Annotated in this window: 16 protein-coding genes and 1 pseudogene; 12 read left to right on the forward strand and 5 right to left on the reverse strand. The window is 66.2% G+C overall.

Annotation, left to right across the window (positions count from 1 at the left end):
- Positions 1 to 566: pseudogene (locus tag U9978_RS22710) on the forward strand (ATP-binding protein); the annotation flags it as partial.
- 52 nt (positions 567 to 618) lie between these two features.
- On the opposite strand, the gene U9978_RS22715 reads toward U9978_RS22710, so the two are convergent.
- Both U9978_RS22715 and U9978_RS22720 read right to left on the reverse strand, forming a co-directional pair.
- A complete protein-coding gene (locus tag U9978_RS22715; protein WP_322763179.1) occupies positions 619 to 1,071 on the reverse strand; it encodes an ABC transporter permease in 453 nt (150 codons plus the stop codon).
- Positions 1,072 to 1,134: 63 nt separating this feature from the next.
- Positions 1,135 to 2,034: an oxygenase MpaB family protein gene (locus U9978_RS22720; protein WP_322763180.1), complete on the reverse strand. Its 900-nt coding sequence runs from the start codon at positions 2,032 to 2,034 to the stop codon at positions 1,135 to 1,137.
- 123 nt (positions 2,035 to 2,157) lie between these two features.
- On the opposite strand from U9978_RS22720, the gene U9978_RS22725 reads away from it, so the two are divergent.
- Positions 2,158 to 2,292, forward strand: a complete 135-nt coding sequence (locus U9978_RS22725) for a type II toxin-antitoxin system HicA family toxin (protein ID WP_322763181.1) — start codon at positions 2,158 to 2,160, stop codon at positions 2,290 to 2,292.
- 3 nt (positions 2,293 to 2,295) lie between these two features.
- Here the strand turns inward: U9978_RS22725 and U9978_RS22730 are convergent, their stop codons facing one another.
- On the reverse strand, positions 2,296 to 3,612 hold the full coding sequence (locus U9978_RS22730; RefSeq protein WP_322763182.1) for a hypothetical protein: 1,317 nt from the start codon (positions 3,610 to 3,612) through the stop codon (positions 2,296 to 2,298).
- Between the two features lie 204 nt (positions 3,613 to 3,816).
- Here U9978_RS22730 and U9978_RS22735 point away from each other — a divergent pair, with 204 nt between their 5' ends.
- Positions 3,817 to 4,071: a hypothetical protein gene (locus U9978_RS22735; RefSeq protein WP_322763183.1), complete on the forward strand. Its 255-nt coding sequence runs from the start codon at positions 3,817 to 3,819 to the stop codon at positions 4,069 to 4,071.
- Positions 4,072 to 4,526: 455 nt separating this feature from the next.
- On the opposite strand, the gene U9978_RS22740 is transcribed toward U9978_RS22735, so the two are convergent.
- A complete protein-coding gene (locus tag U9978_RS22740) occupies positions 4,527 to 5,696 on the reverse strand; it encodes a hypothetical protein (RefSeq protein ID WP_322763184.1) in 1,170 nt (389 codons plus the stop codon).
- Between the two features lie 561 nt (positions 5,697 to 6,257).
- On the opposite strand from U9978_RS22740, the gene U9978_RS22745 reads away from it, so the two are divergent.
- The 8 genes from U9978_RS22745 to U9978_RS22780 all read left to right on the forward strand — a co-directional run bounded on the left by U9978_RS22745 (position 6,258) and on the right by U9978_RS22780 (position 14,040).
- Positions 6,258 to 7,262, forward strand: coding sequence for an acyl-CoA desaturase (locus tag U9978_RS22745; RefSeq protein WP_322763185.1), 1,005 nt, complete (start codon positions 6,258 to 6,260; stop codon positions 7,260 to 7,262).
- Between the two features lie 12 nt (positions 7,263 to 7,274).
- Entirely contained in the window at positions 7,275 to 7,532 is a 258-nt protein-coding gene (locus tag U9978_RS22750; protein ID WP_322750126.1) for an acyl carrier protein, read from the forward strand.
- Between the two features lie 2 nt (positions 7,533 to 7,534).
- Positions 7,535 to 8,437 carry a cyclopropane-fatty-acyl-phospholipid synthase family protein gene (locus tag U9978_RS22755; protein ID WP_322763186.1) on the forward strand — a complete coding sequence of 301 codons (903 nt, stop codon included), beginning with the start codon at positions 7,535 to 7,537 and terminating at the stop codon, positions 8,435 to 8,437.
- A complete protein-coding gene (locus U9978_RS22760) occupies positions 8,434 to 9,741 on the forward strand; it encodes a cytochrome P450 (protein ID WP_322763187.1) in 1,308 nt (435 codons plus the stop codon). The genes U9978_RS22755 and U9978_RS22760 overlap by 4 nt, the downstream gene beginning before the upstream one ends.
- Positions 9,735 to 11,456: a fatty acyl-AMP ligase gene (locus tag U9978_RS22765; RefSeq protein ID WP_322763188.1), complete on the forward strand. Its 1,722-nt coding sequence runs from the start codon at positions 9,735 to 9,737 to the stop codon at positions 11,454 to 11,456. Before U9978_RS22760 ends, U9978_RS22765 begins: the two co-directional genes overlap by 7 nt.
- Before the next feature lie 32 nt (positions 11,457 to 11,488).
- On the forward strand, positions 11,489 to 11,950 hold the full coding sequence (locus U9978_RS22770; protein WP_322763189.1) for a PaaI family thioesterase: 462 nt from the start codon (positions 11,489 to 11,491) through the stop codon (positions 11,948 to 11,950).
- 32 nt (positions 11,951 to 11,982) lie between these two features.
- Positions 11,983 to 12,807, forward strand: a complete 825-nt coding sequence (locus tag U9978_RS22775; protein ID WP_322763190.1) for an alpha/beta fold hydrolase — start codon at positions 11,983 to 11,985, stop codon at positions 12,805 to 12,807.
- Between the two features lie 174 nt (positions 12,808 to 12,981).
- Complete coding sequence (locus tag U9978_RS22780; protein WP_322763191.1) at positions 12,982 to 14,040, forward strand: phosphatidylinositol-specific phospholipase C domain-containing protein; 1,059 nt, start codon at positions 12,982 to 12,984, stop codon at positions 14,038 to 14,040.
- A gap of 82 nt (positions 14,041 to 14,122) precedes the next feature.
- Here U9978_RS22780 and U9978_RS22785 read toward each other — a convergent pair whose 3' ends face one another.
- Positions 14,123 to 14,548, reverse strand: coding sequence for a nuclear transport factor 2 family protein (locus U9978_RS22785; RefSeq protein WP_322763192.1), 426 nt, complete (start codon positions 14,546 to 14,548; stop codon positions 14,123 to 14,125).
- Between the two features lie 674 nt (positions 14,549 to 15,222).
- On the opposite strand from U9978_RS22785, the gene U9978_RS22790 reads away from it, so the two are divergent.
- On the forward strand, positions 15,223 to 15,537 hold a 315-nt coding region (locus U9978_RS22790; RefSeq protein WP_322763193.1), incomplete at its 3' end, for a hypothetical protein.

Consider the following 15,537-nt stretch of genomic DNA (forward strand, 5'->3'; position numbering starts at 1 on the left):
TGCGTATCGCCAACCCGATCTACCGCGAGGTGATCGCCCGGGTGCTCACGGCCAACGTGGAGGTCAATGTCGTTGCTGACCCGCGCAGTTTCGTGCTGAGCGACGGCCGGTTCGATTTCGACATGCTGTTGCGGGAGTTCGCCGAGTTCTGGCGTGAGCACGGTGAGGTGCTCACCGCCGGGGTTGTCTACCATGAGGTGGCCCCGCAGCTGGTGTTGATGGGTTATTTGCAGCGGGTGGTCAATGGTGGTGGGTATGTCGAGCGGGAGTATGGCATCGGCCGGGGCCGGATCGACCTGTTGGTGCGCTGGCCCTATCAGAACTCGGCCGGCACACGGTGCTGGCAGCGGGAGGCGATCGAGTTGAAGGTGTGGCGCGCCGGCGAACCCGATCCGCTGGCCCGGGGGTTGGCTCAGCTGGATGGTTACCTCGACCGGCTCGGTCTCGACCGCGGTGTCCTGGTGGTCTTCGACCGTCGGCCCGAGGTCGCGCCTATTGCCGACCGCACCAGGTTTGAGCAGGTGAACAGCCCGTCCGGTCGCCCGGTCACCGTTCTGCGCGCCTGACCGTTCTGCGCGCCTGACCGGCGGGTTCCCCATCGGCGATGGCCGAGTCTGTTCAGCCGTTTCGTGGTTCCCAGCTGAAGAAGCGGATCGCGGCGAGTAGGCCGGCTGCTCCCCAGGCTGCGACGATGACGACGTCGGTCCAGTGGAAGGTGGTCCCCAGAAAACCGGCCTGGATCCCCGTCGCGAAGTGCTTGACCGGAAAGATCCGGCCGATCCACACAATCCAGGCCGGTGCGTTGTCGCCGAGCGGGACGAAGATTCCAGACAGGAACAACAGGGGCAGGATGGTCGCGTTGACGATCGCGGCCGATGCGTCGGCGTTGGGGATCACTGCGGTGACCGCGAACGCGAGCGCGCAGAAACTGGCCGCTCCGACCAGCAGCATCACCAGGAGCCGTAGCAGCGTCACGCCCGTGGGGATGTCGGCGCTGGCGAGCCGGTCCGCCCCGACTGCGGACGGCGGCCCGGTCAGCTCCAGGTAGACGTCCTCCAGGGACTGCCGCACGATCTGCAGCCCGTCCAGGCAATCGCCGCCGTCCCGCGTCCCGCGTTGCCGTTGCCGTTGCCATCAGCCGTCCGTGCCGTGATGGCTGGCAGGGGCGGGCGGACGTGTCGCCCATCGGATACCGGCGAGGACACCCCATCCGGCCAGACGCCCGACGGTGGCCTCGGCCGCGGGAAGGTATGGGAGCCGTAGCGGCCAGCGGGTCCATACCGGCATCAATCCGACGGCAGCCGACGCAAGTGCGCCGTAAGGTAGCCGCGCCGCGACGGGCAGCGGCGCACGCAGCAGGAGATACCGTGCGGCCTGGCGGGCCTGCGGGGTTCCGGTGAGCTCGGGCCGATATTCGGCGAGTCGTTTCACCAGCTCGGCCTCGGTGCGCGGCGGATCGATGACGCCGAGTTTCGTGGCCACCTGCGCGGTGTCGGCGACGTAGGCGTCCCGCTGCGCCGGGGTGAGCGCCGCGCCGTTGCCGTAACGCTGATAGGCGGTCAGGAAGCTGTCGACCTCCGCGACGTGGACCCAGCCCAGCAGGTGCGGATCCGAGGCCGCATAGGCCCGTCCGTCCGGCGCGGTGCCGTGCACCCGCCGGTGGATTCCCCGGACGCGGGCAACGGCCCGCTCGGCTTCCTCGGTCGGCCCGAACGTTGTCGCCGCCAGGAAGAGACTGGTCCGCTGCAGGCGCCCCCACGGATCGTGGCGGTAGTCCGAATGCCCGGCCACCCCGGCCATCGCCAACGGATGCAGCGACTGCAGCAGCAGCGCCCGCATGCCTCCGACGAACATCGACATATCCGCGTGGACACGTCGGATCGGGCGGTCGTCGGCGAACCAGCGTTCACCGGCGGCTACAAAGATCCGTTCATGTCGTTCCGGGCCCCGCGGGCCGGCCACCAGCCCCAGGACCTGCCCGCCCACCCGGGAACGGACGTCCTCGGCACCGCCGCGTAATCTGGACATCACCATCCCATCATCCGCCTACGACCGGGCCGGCACGGACCGCCTCACCCGGTGCTGGCGTGCGGCGTATCGTGATGGCTATGGGCCGAGTGGCGCACATCCCATACGCGGTCGGGCAGGACGAGGACGGTGTCTGGTCCCGGCAAGGACGTCGTCAGAGCGCTGCAGAAGGCCGGCTTTGAGCTGGTCCGTGTCAAGGGCACTCTTCGCCAGATACTCGTGGATGCGGGCCTGACCGTGGAAGACTTGCGGGCGCTGCTGTAGGCCCTAATTGGGGCCCAGGGTGCGGCTGATGCCGGCGGCGATGGTGGTCGCGAGGATCCACCCTGCGGCGATGAGACCGTAGGCCAGCCATGCCAGCGCGCCGTGTGGGTCGAATGCGTTCTGCTGCCCGAAGTCGATGACGGGGATCAACAGGTCGAGGGTGTAGATCACGGAATTGAAGCCGGGCGGGTTGCTTCCCGCGACGACCTGTGGATGGTGCAGGCCGAAGGTGACGCCGCCGGCCACCAGGAGCGCGACCAGCCAGGCGGCGGCGCGGGTCGGGAGGTACCCGTACCCGACGGTGAGGTCCTGCAGGTATCCCCAGGCTCGGAGTGCCGGCGGAAGCGACTCCCGGCGGCGGCGGTGTCTGGCGAGCAGGACAGCCCGCGCATCCCCCTCGCGTCCCTGCCGCCGGTACGCCGCCGCGAGCTGCTCGTAGGTCTGGGGCAGGTATCCGGGCGGGTCGCGTCGAAGCCAGCGCAACCGATCCACACCGTGGATGTCGGTCAGCGCGTCGTAGGTCAGCCCGTCGAGGCGAAGCGTGTCCGGCCACGTCGCCGGGTCGTCGCGGAGCAGGCCGAGCCGGGCGTGGCGTAGGTCTACCTCGCCGTCGATCGGGGTAGCGGTGAGCAGCACCAGCTCGCGTGCGTCGAGATGCTTGCACGCCAGCGCCGTACCGGTCGGGTTGGACAGCGTCGCCTGCTCGAAGGAGAGATGGCTGCCGATGCTCGCGTAGGACAGCTCGACCATGCCCTCGGCGCGGAAGCCCTCGCAGCAGTTCATGACGGCGCTTACCACGATGTCCGGCGCGGACAATGCGGACCCGCCTGGATTGCTCAGATGTGCGCCGTCGAACCGCACGGAGCCGCCGATCTCGGCGTGGCTCAGGCATACTTCGCCGCGGCAGATCAAGCCCTTCTGCCCGAGGATGTCGTTGCCGACCGTGAGTCGTGTTGCGTTCAGGGCACTTTCCGTGCCTTCAAACCTGGCGGCGTTCAGGAGTAAAGTTCCCGCGACCCGGGCACCGACCAGCCGGATCTCCGCTGTCGAGCGGCAGCCGGTCAGCCGCAGGGTTCCATCGATTATCGCACCGGAGCAGCGCAGGCCCGGGAACGTCGAGCCGGCAAGATCAATCTGTTGGGTCCGGGCACTGTGCAGATCGGGCCGTTCATCGAACTGGCAGTCCCGCAGGCGCACCAGATGCGGCACGTCGGTGTTGCTCAGGTCGAGAATTTCCACAATGCGTGCGCCGATCAGATTGAGCGTGGCGAAATGACCAGGCTCGGCCTGTTGGGCGCCCAACAGGAGCGTGCGCAGCACGCTCGCGCGAACCGTTCGGTCCGCTCGCCCCCGTAAATCGACGACGTCGCCACGCGGGAACGCCCGCCACACCGCCCGTTCGGGGCCGCGAAGGCTCGGACGCACCACACGATCAGTGTGGCAGCCCAATCCTGCGATGATGCCCATTTGATCCGATAGATACCTGATGTGCTGGCGTTTGTGTCGGCGTTGAGGATCGACGCCGTGACCGCGAACGTCACGAACGCCGACGCCGGGTTACGCCACAACGCCTCATCCATGGACCTACCGGCGCCGAGCCCAGGGTGGGTCGTAGCCGGTGGCGGTGTCCACGACCCGCAGCCCGGTGAGCTGCGCGCTCAGGTGAAGCTCGGGCAGAGTGAACGCCCGCATCACGTGCCGGGGGCGAGCTGGTCGGTGGAGGAGGCCAAGGCGTCGGCACGGCCCGCTCTTGGACATGTTGCAGGACGCCAAAGGTGAACAGCACCTGGCGGACCGGGGGCCGCAGGGCCGCAGGCTTCCGCATGTCTGCCTGGCTGGGCCCGGCGCGGCCCGCGGGGATGTGTAGCCGCTGTGGCAGCGACGCCTTGGTGGGTAGCCGGTCCAGCACGAGTGGATGGTTGGCATACATTTTCCGCCCGAAAACCGGCGCCTCCTGACGTCATCCTTCCACTCGTCGCACCGAAGGGAATGCGGATCAAGGAGTGGGGTTGGGGTGGATGCGCCGCGAGGTGCGAGGAGGTCCAAGTAGTGGTGTTCTACTTGGGCCGATGGAGCCGGGGTACCCGTGGGGCGCGAAGCGGCGTGCGGGCAGCGGCGTGCAGGCAGCGATGACGCGAGGTGCGTGCCCCAGCCCCGCGACGCCGCGTCCCCTATTGCCGGTCGCTCTAAGATCACGACATGCTGCGCGTCCCGGTTTCGGGCCGCAAGGGGTGTTACAGCAGTTCGGAGCGTCGTGCGGCTGCTGCCGCCCGCACCTGGTCGAGAAACGTCGTGGTGATGCGTTCCTCGTCGGGTGCGCCGGGTGCGCCGGTGGGGTTGTCATCGTCGGCTTCGTCCGTGCAGCCGGCGTCGGGGTCGGCGTCTGGGGACTCGGTGTATTCGCGGTAGAGCAGCCAGCAGCCGTGGATCCCGGCGAGGAGGTCTTCGAGAAGGTCGGTGGCGGGCCGGGCCGGGTCCAGGGGGGTGAGCCGGGGTGGCATCAGCGTGTGCCGGAGTTCGTCCGGCTGGTCCTCGAACGAGTCCGCGCGTTCGTGGGCGGCGTCGATGGCGGCCAGGAGAGTGTCGAGGTCGGGGATGGCGCCCTCGGCGACGGCCATGGCGTCCGTGATCAGCTGGAGGACGACGTCCCGGGGTGTCTCTCCGGTTCCCATGCGTTCGAGGACGACGGTGGGGCTTTCGTGGGGGAGCGCTTCGATGTTGTCGGCCTCGATGAGGATCTGGGTGGGGTCGAGCCCGGTGTGGTGCGCGGCGACGGTGGCCGCGGCGTGGAGCCAGTGGGCCGCGGCGGTCGCGGCGGCGGCCGGGTCGATGTCGGTGCACAGGCGGGTGTTCCCAAAGGGATCGTCGGCCAGGATCGCGTCGGCGGCCGCGACCTGGACGGGGGAGGCGTCCGCGCGGGTCAGGGTGATGGCCTGGCGGGCCCGTCCGGTCAGGTCGCCGCATTCGGCCTGTTCGATGGCGTCGAGTTCGGCCCGGACATCGGTGGTGATCTTTTCGGTGAGGTCCTGGCTGCCGATCGCGTGCAGGGCCCGGCCGACGCGGTGTGCGGCCTCGTGCACGATGACGTAGGACTGGCGCTGGGTGCCGTTGTGGGGCAGTTGGGGGTGGCGAATCGCGGTGAGCACGCTGGTGAACGCCTGGCGGTCACTGTGGCGGCGCCATCCTTCGCTGCCGGTGGCAAGGCTCGGGGTGGCGCTGGCCGGGTGGGTGTAGGTGCGCCAGGCCGCGGCGGTGAGGAAGCTCAGTTGTTCTGCCAGTCGTAGAGCGTCGCTGTCGGTGGTTGCCGGGGGGAGAACGGCGACGGTTGCGGCCAGGTCGCCGGTTCCGGTCGCCCAGGAGACGATGAGCGCACGCCGGGCGGGGTCGTAGCCATACCGGCTCATTGCCTGACTTCTCCTCTTTCCGGCATCATCCCGCGGCTTGCCGCCACCAGTCTGCGGCACCGGGCGTGGCATGCCAGCCGACCCGGTCCCGGCGCCGGTCTCGATGTCGATCTTTAAAAGATCCTCGGATGAATTCTATCCAGTCCGGTGTATGCCTAGTGCATCCGATTGGTGACGGATTGGCCCGCCGGCCGTTCGCGGTCGCCGTGAGCCAGGTCAGGACAGCCCGGATCCGTCCCGTCCGCCGGTGGACCAGCCGAGGATCGGTCGGCCGGTGGCGCCGACGGCCGGGTCCGGGGCCACGACCGTTCCGGAATCGCCGGGAAACATTGTGACCCCTTCCAGTGAACAAAAGGTGCCCGGCAGGATGCCTGCCATCCCGAACCCGGCGCCTTTCGCGATATCCGGTACTTTGGTTCAACGGCACCGGGAACCTGATAACGAAGTCCTATCCTGCGATAGGACTTCACTGCATCGCTCGGGTCCGGCTTCGTCGGCTGTTACGGTCAGGACCGTCTGGCATGCGACCTCGGCATAGTACTCAGGAGGGGGCGGTCGAGAATGGTTGGCGTCCAGCCCGCAGCGTACATTCCCGAACCCGAGTTCGGAGCGGACGGATCCACTCCCCGCAAAAAATCGATCAGCAATCCCTATCTGCACCGCCTGCAGCGCCGCCACTTTCTGCTGTTCGATGTTCTCCCGATCTTCGGTACCGCCGCCGCTTTTGCTTTCCTTGCGGTACATCCGATCGGTGCCACTGAAATCGCCCTGCTTTTTTCGATGTGGCTCGTGACCGGACTGGGTGTCACCGTCGGTTATCACCGGTTTTTCACGCATCGTAGCTTCAAGGCTGCGCCGTCCGTGGCAACGGCGCTCGCAGTACTCGGCTCGATGGCCGGCCAGGGCGGACTGGTGTCCTGGGTTGCTCTGCACCGGCGACACCACGAGTGCAGTGATCGCGAGGGCGACCCCCACTCGCCGAATCTCGCCGGCGACGGTCTGACGGGTCGGCTGCGCGGCTTGGCCCACTCCCACTTCCTGTGGATGCGCCGGCACGAATACCCGAACATCATTCACTATGCGCCGGATCTGATTAAGAACCGTGCCCTGGTGCGGGTCACCCGCCTTTATTACTACTGGGTGCTGCTCGGGCTGCTGCTCCCCGCGCTCGTCGGCGGTCTCGTCTATCAGAGCTGGGAGGGAGCGGTCAGCGGTCTGCTCTGGGGCGGTTTCGTGCGGATCTTCGTTCTTGAGCATATCATCTGGGCGATCAACTCCTTCCTGCACATGTTCGGCACACGTCCCTACGAATCCAGGGAGAACAGCAGGAACGGCGGTGTCTTTGCTCTGGTGACCTTTGGTGAATCGTGGCACAACAACCATCATGCTTTCACCGATTCGGCTTCTTTCGGGTTGAAATGGTACCGCCTCGATCCGGGATACTGGCTCATAAAAATGCTTGCGGCCTGCGGCCTGGCATGGGATGTCAAGATTCCGTCCGCAGAGCGGATGGCGGCCAGGCGCAAACCTGAGAACGGCAATCCGGTCCCCAGTACCACGGCATAGGGAGCGAGCACCTTGAAGCCGAGCAGAGAAGCGATTGCGCAATGGTGTCAGGAGTATGTTGCGGGTCTCCTCGACCTGCCGGTCGAGGCGGTGGACCTGGACGCGGACTTTGATCGGCTGGGAATCGATTCCCCCCTCGCCGTCGCCCTGCTGATGGAGATAGAGGAACGCTACGGCGTCGACCTGCCGCCCGAGGCGTTGTTCGAGAACCCGACCATCAATGCAATCGCCGCACATCTGTACGAGCAGAATCAGCGGCACGTGGCGTAGCCGTGACTGAATCATTCGAAAGCGACCGTACCGCCGGTGCGGCGGCTGCCATCCGGCATCACTACGATGCCGGGAACGCGTTCTACCGTCTTTGGCTCGACCAGTCGCTCACCTATTCGTGTGCGATGCGGGAAGGCGCCGACGACACACTCGAAACCGCCCAGGAGCGGAAGCTGCAATTTCACCTGGATGCAATTCGTGCCGATGGTGCCGCGACCGTGCTCGACATCGGCTGTGGGTGGGGCGCGATCCTGAAGCGGTTGGCGGAGAGCTGCCGCGTTCAACGGTCGGTCGGTCTCACGCTCAGTGATGAGCAGGCGGCTTTCGTCCGGTCCCAGGAGTACCCAGGTGTGGAAGTGCGTACGCAGAACTGGCTGCACTACGAACCCGACATCCAGTTCGACGGAATTATCTCCATCGGCGCCTTTGAGCACTTCGCCACCCCCGAGGACTCGTCAGCTGAGAAGATCCACCTGTACCGGGAGTTCTTCACCCGCTGCCGCACCTGGCTGAACAAGGACGGCGTGTTGTCGCTGCAGACCATCGCCTACGCGAACATGTCCCGCCAGAACGCGAGCCACTTCATCCAGCGGGAGATATTTCCGGCAGCGGATCTGCCGACGCTCGCGGAGATCACCGCCGCTGCGGAGGGTATTTTCGAGGTGCAATCGGTGCACAACGGCCGGCTCGACTACGCCTGGACGTGTGAACAGTGGGCACGTCGGCTGCGAATGCACCGCGAGGAAGCCGTTCATCTCGTCGGAGCGGAGGTGGTCGCCCGGTACGAGCGCTATCTGAAACTCTCTGCTCTTGGCTTCCGGATGGGAAAGATCTGCCTGCTCAGGCTCGTTCTTCAGCCCTTCAGGAGCACCTATTTCAACGGTCGTGGGGTGCCGGCGGGATGACGTCGGAGACGGGTAGCACGACAACTGCCGACACCGCCGGACCCAGGCCGGCGCCCATTCGGTTCAACCCGTTCAGCGCCGAGTTCCGACGCGACCCCTACCCGCTCTATCGGCAGCTTCGCCAGACACAGCCCGTCCACCGGACGCTGGGGATGTGGGTGCTCACGCGGCATGCTGACGTGGCGGGCGTCCTGCGTGACCGCACGTTCAGCGCCGGACTCATACCTCAATTGATCAGCCGGCAGGCGAATCGGCTGGCGCACGACAACGTAGCCCGGATCGTCCGGCTGGGGAAGAAGTCGCTGGTCTTCACCGACAACCCGGACCACGCGCGGCTGCGTGCACTGGTGAACCGGGTGTTCACCGCACAGGAAATCGTCAAACTCCGTCCCCGTATCTCGGTGGTTGCCGAGCAGCTGGTGCAGCGGGCGTGGGACGACGGCGGTATGGACGCCGTCGCCGACTTTGCCGCGCCGCTGCCGGTCACGGTCATGTGCGACTGGATGGCGCTCCCGGACAGCCTGCGCGAACGCGTCGGCCAATGGACGCATGACATCCGGTTCCTGCTCGAACCGGGGCTGATGAAAGCCGGTGATTTTACGCATGTGTGCGATGTCGTCGAAGAGTTCGCGGACGCCCTGGACGACGTGGTCGCGCAACGCCGGTCCCGGCCCGGCGACGACCTGATAAGCCAGCTGCTCGCCGCGGCGACCGGCGGCGGTGACACGCTCAGCGATGAAGAACTCGTTTTCGTCTGCATCATGTGCTTCGTGGCTGGCAACGAAACCACGAAATCCCTGATAGGCAACGGCCTGCGCGCGTTGCTTGCGCACCCGGATCAGGGCGCCCTGCTCCACCGTCGGCCAGAGCTGGCGAAGAGTACCGTCGACGAGGCATTGCGCTACGACAGCCCGCTCCAGCTGACCAAGCGCCTGGCCACGCGCGATGTCGAAATCGACGGAAAACAGATACGGGCGGGAGAGCAGATTCTCCTGTGTCTCGGCGCCGCGAACCGCGACCCCGCGGTGTTCAGCCGGCCGGACGAGTTCGATATCACCCGCGACACGAAGGGGCACCTCGCATTCGGGTACGGAATGCACGGCTGCCTCGGCGGGCTGCTCGCGCAGCTGCAGGCGGAGGTCGCCTTCGAGCGCCTCTACCGGCGTCCGCAGCGTCTGAAACTGCGGACCGAGGAACTCGACTGGCAGGACCACAGTTTCATCGTCCGCGGTCTGAAGCACCTTCCGGTCTCGCTGGAGCCGCTTCCGTCCGGGTTCCTCCGACCAATGGAAGGAGAATGGTGAGGCACAGACCACTGCTCCCGGAGATCCTCCAGGGCCGCGCCGCCGCCGAGCCGGCCAACAGGGCGTACGTTTTCCTGACTGAACATGGGGAGGAGGAAGCGGTGCTGACCTACGGCGAGCTGCACGCACGGGCGCTTGCCGTGGCCCGGCAGCTGAGTCGGGGCTGCAAACCTGGTGACAGAGCACTGTTGCTCTTCCCGCAGGGTCTGGACTTCATCGTCGCGTACTTCGGGTGCCTCTACGCGCAGGTCATCGCGGTACCCGTCAACCCCCCGCGCAAGAACCGGATGCAGGACGCGACCCGAAGCATCGTGAAGGACTGTGCACCATCTGCTGTACTCACCCTCAGCGCGATGCTCGAAAGCACCAGGGAGTCCCTGGAGCCGATCTGCGGGGCGCTCCACTGGTTTCCCGTCGACCAGGTGGTGGACGCGGTTGACACAGATTTCGACCCGCAGCCCTGTTCGGCTGATTCCGTCGCCTTCCTGCAGTACACCTCGGGTTCCACATCCGATCCGAAGGGGGTCATGGTTTCGCACCGGAACCTCGTGGCGAACCAGGAGATGATACAGCGGGCGTTCGGCCACGATCAGCATTCGACGTTTGTCGGCTGGGCGCCGTTGTTCCACGACCAGGGTCTGATCGGAAATGTTCTGCAGCCGCTCTACCTCGGGGCGACCAGCATCCTCATGTCGCCGATGGCGTTTATCCGCTGGCCTCTCCTGTGGCTGTCGGCTATCTCGCGCTACCGCGCTCACACCAGCGGCGGACCGAACTTCGCATTCGACGCCTGCGTCGCACGAGCTGCCAGAGGCGACCTGCCGGATCTCGATCTCAGCTGCTGGAAAGTCGCGTTCAACGGCGCCGAGCCGATTCGTCCCGAGACGCTGCGTCGATTCTCCGAGAGCTTCGCGTCGGTGGGATTCAGCGCGCAGGCGCTCTACCCGTGCTACGGTTTGGCCGAGGCAACTCTGCTCGTGACCGGCAGCGAGAAGGGCCGCGGCCCGCGCACCATTGATGCGGATACCGGGGAGCTGGGCCACAAGCGCTATGTCAAGGCGCCGAGCGGCCGCGGCCGTAGCCTCGTAGGTTCCGGGCTCGTCCGTCCGGAAACGTCGGTTCGTATCGTGGATCCGGAAACGGGACGCTCGTGTCCAGCGAATCAGGTCGGAGAAATCTGGGTTGCCGGGGAGCACGTGGCACGGGGTTACTGGCGGCGTCCGGAGGTGACGGCCGAGGCTTTCCAGGCCGAATGCGACGGTGAGATCGGACGCACCTACCTGCGTACCGGAGATCTCGGCCTGGTGGTCGACGGCGAGTTGTACATCGTGGGCAGGTTGAAGGATCTGCTGATCATTCGGGGAAGGAATCACTACCCGCATGACATCGAGCACACGTCGCAGTCGGCGCATCCCGCGCTGAGGCCCGGTGGGTGTGCCGCGTTCTCGGTGCCCGGCGCCGACGGTGAAAAGCTCGTCGTGGTTCAGGAAATCAAGCGTGAAGAACGACTGAAGGTGGATGCGACAGACGTCACCGCATCGATTCGAGCGGCAATAACGCGCGAGCACCAGCTTTCCGTGAGCGACCTGGTGCTGACTTTGCCGGGTCGACTGCAGAAAACCAGCAGCGGCAAGATCATGCGGGCTGCCGCCAGAAGGCGCTACCTGGAGGCCGGGTTCGACCTCTGGGCACCCCGGACGCAGTCGGTCGCATGAGGGATTGATCGATCAGCGGGGAGGATGTGAACATGGACGTGTTGAAAGCGGAAAACCCCGACTTTGCGCAGGCGGTGAAGGCTGTGGTCCTGAGCATGCCGGCCGCGCAACATCTGGGTTTCGAGTTCGGCCGGATGGCGCCGGGAGAAGCCGAGATCATCCAACCCTACCGGAAAGAGCTCACGCAGCAGGACGGCTTCGTTCAGGGCGGTGTGCTCGGTTCACTGGCGGACTTTGCCGGGGGTTCTGCGGCCGGCACACTGCTGCCGGCCGGATGGGTGAACATGACCATCGACTACACGGTCAAAATTCTGGCCCCGGCGAAAGGCGAGCGAATTATCGCCCGCGGCCGGGTCATCAAGGCGGGCCGGATCATGACGGTCGCCGCTGCCGATGTCTACTCGGCCGACGGCGCCGAGGAAACGCTGTGTGCCACCGCTTTCGTGACCATGCGCAATATGAGGGTGCCTCAAACGACCGTCTCCAACGCCTGACCACGCGAAGAAGATATCGAGACGAGGGACTCATGCCGACCATCGACGTCCGCGGTGCGACGATTGCCTATACCGACACCCTGGCGCCGGCCGATCGACCGGATGCGTCGACCATTGTGTTCGGGCACGGTCTGTTGTTCAGTGGTTGGGTTTTTCATCGCCAGATCGCGACCCTGCGCGCGTCCTACCGGTGCGTGGCGCTCGACTGGCGCGGGCAGGGGGACACACCGGCGACCGTCGACGGCTACGACATGGACACCCTCACCGGCGATGCGGTCGCCCTGATCAGGGCGCTCGGTGTGGGACCGGTGCACTGGGTGGGCCTGTCCATGGGCGGCTTCATCGGGCAGCGCGTCGCGGCCCGCCACGGCGAGTTGCTGCGTTCGTTGACGTTGCTGGACACCAGCTCCGGGCCGGAGGAGCCGGGCAAGGTCGGCGGGTACAAACAGCTGGCATGGGTGCTGCGTCTGTTCGGCATCAAGCCGATCCTGAGCAAGGTCAGTCCGCAGATGTTCGGCCCTGCCTTCCTGGCCGACCCCGCCAGCAAGACGCTGCGGGACGAGTGGGTCCGCCGGCTCAACCGCAGTGACCGCGCGGCCGTGCGCAAGGCGGTGCTGGGGGTGGCCGACCGCCCACCAGTGGATTATGAAATTCTCGGGATCACGGTGCCCACCCTCGTCGTCGTCGGTGCCGAGGACGCGGCCACTCCACCGGCGAAGGCGGAGCGCATCGCGGCTCGCATCCCAGGCGCCCAGCTGCAGATCGTCGCGAACTGCGGACATACCAGCCCGCTGGAACAACCCGAGACGATCACCGGGTTGCTGGACACGTTCCTCGCCACGGTCGACCGGGCCTGAGCCGCAGTAACCGAATCCTGCCCGGTAACCCCGTCGCGACGATCATGTGAACTCATCCGCGCGCCTCCCCTGCGATCCGATTATATCGGACTTTCACGGATTGACTTCGCGACAGTGGCTATTACGTTTATTATCGGGCAGTAGTGCTGCTGGCCGATGGGACCGGGAGGCGTGATGAGGTTGTGTCGGGGTGGCCGCCGCTTGTTGTCCGTGGCCGGGGTGGCCACGGCGGTGCTGGTGGCGTCGATGACGCCGGCATCGCCGGCGGTAGCCGCCGCTCTCGGCTCGGTGCGGGTGTCGCATGCGACGACGGTGGGGGTGCACAACACCTACGACAAAGCCGACTACACCTATCTCGCCCAGGCGCTCGACGCGGGTTCGTCCATGATCGAACTTGACGCGTGGGACGACATCGTCGCGCACCGCTGGCGGGTGAGCCACAGCAACCCGCTCGGCAACGACAACAACTGCGTGGTGGCCAACAGCGCCTCGGCCCTCTACACCGGTAACCGGAACCAGAACCTGGGCTCCTGCCTGAGCGACATCAAATGGTGGCTGGTGGCACATCCGACCGCTGGTCCCGTATTCGTCAAGATCGAAATGAAGGCGGGCTTCGACAACGGAGCCGGGATGGGGCCGGACGAACTCGACGCTTATATCAAGGCGAATGTCGCTACCGACTCCATCTACCGGCCGGCCGACCTGCTCGGTGGCACCCATGTAAACCTCGACGCGGCGGCCACCGCGGACGCCTGGCCCAGCCGTTCCGCGCTGGCTGGAAAGATGATCATTTATGTGATTCCGGGCACCGTCGAACTCGCGAACCCGACCGACACGCTGCACACGGACGTCGAGTACTCGACGTACCTCCGGAATCTGTACGCGGCGGGGAAGGTCGGCGACGCCATGATGTTCCCGGCGGTGCTCGGCGCGGCTACCGGTGATCCAAGGACGCGGTACTCGGACAGCACGATCCGACCCTGGTTCGTGTTCTTCGACGGTGATGCCAGCACCTATGTCACGAGCGTGAACACCTCCTGGTATGACACCCGGCACTACATCCTGGTGATGACCGATGCCCACGCGGTGACGCCCGCCCTCAACGACACCAACCCGGCGGTCGCCGATGCCCGGGCCAGGGTCGCCCAGCTTGCCGCCGATCACGCCAGCGTCGTCTCCACCGACTGGTACGGGCTGCCGTCCGTGCTCGCCCTCACGCTCACGCGCGGCTGACCGCCGGGGGCCCCCGGGGGGCCGCCGGGTGACCCCCGGCGGCCCCCGGTGCGCGGATCAGCCCGCCCGGCCGCGCGACTGACTATGAGAAGGCCGCGGCCGACTGCTCGGTGTCCTCCGAGCCCCGGAAGAACACAATCTTTCCGTCGGTGAAACGCCACCAGTGCTGCATGTACATCGCCGCGGTCTTGCCGGTCGCGTGCACCGTGTAGGCCCAGTGGATGGTGGCGATCACGTCGGTCTCGTTGGAGGTGAACGAGAGCGGCGTGAACTCGGTGATCTCGATGTTCGACCCGATGTCCTTGAAGAACCGGGGCACCTCGCCCTTGCCGCGGTAGCTGCCGTACCACGGCACCGACGTGCTGGCCGCCTCCGCAGCCCAGTCGACATCGTCGGCGAGCTCGGCGAGGACGGCGTCGATGTCGCCGCGCCCATAGGCCGCGTACAGGCGTTGGACTGTATCGATCTTGGTATCGGACGTGGGGTTCGCTGCAATGTCTTGGCTCATATCTGAAGACAGTGCACCCGTGGGGCGGGGCGTCGCATCGGGAGAACTCCCCATCTGCAGAACTCTCCATCTGCGGACGCTTGGGGTCTCCGGCCGCGCGATAAGAGCCATGATCGCGCTGTGTCAGGCTCAACATCGCCGTGCCCACCAACCATCGTCCGGCGAGACGGTCGGGAGCGGCCAACTTCGCGCGAGGTAGAGGGCGTCGAGCGGCTCCACCATGCCTCGCAGTTCTCGCGCCGCTCGCGTGGGCAGGGCGTGGAGGGCGAGCTCGAGAACCGCGCGTTCATCGGTCGTGTAGAAGGGATTGCACAACGGACAGCCGCAACCACCCGAAAGAGCAAGACGGGGATGGTGGGCTATTCGCGACCACTGTCGCAGGGCTTGTGCCACCGCGCCGGGCCACAGTCGATCGCGCTCCAACCGGGCAACCGCACCCGTGAGCATGCCGGAACCGCGCGCAAGACCGGGAATCGAGGATTCGTTCGCCTGCCGCCGCGCTTGGCGGCCGACAGCCCGGAGCTGGGACGGCCGACTACGCGGCATAGTCCTTTCTGAATCGTTTCATGAGGACAGGATGCTAGACCTGGCACCCACTCCGCTTCATCGCTACCCGTCCATCGCTGTGTGATGCGCGGGTAGCTCGACTCGTCGGTCCGGATGCGGCAGTCGCGATGATCGAGAATATGCTCGCCGGTTGGCCGCCATTCCGGCCCGAGCTCGGGTTAGGCGGCAGCTCATGGTTCGTCGTCGAGGGTACGCCATACACCGGCGTGGGTGCCGGCAACAATATCCCCGTGCAGACGGATAGGATCAACACCCGAAATGCCGTCCGGTACGGGCAGCCCACCTTGGAGCGCATATTCGCGGAGGTCCGCGCATCAGGATCCCAAGTGGGGGAGGGAATCCTGTCTGGAGGCAGCCCGACTCCGGGCGGCCCACCGGTCTTCTCGGCTACCCCTGGCCGGTTCACCGGAACGCCCAGATAC

This window comes from Protofrankia sp. Cr2 (assembly GCF_963555885.1).
Classification (GTDB): Bacteria; Actinomycetota; Actinomycetes; order Frankiales; family Frankiaceae; genus Protofrankia.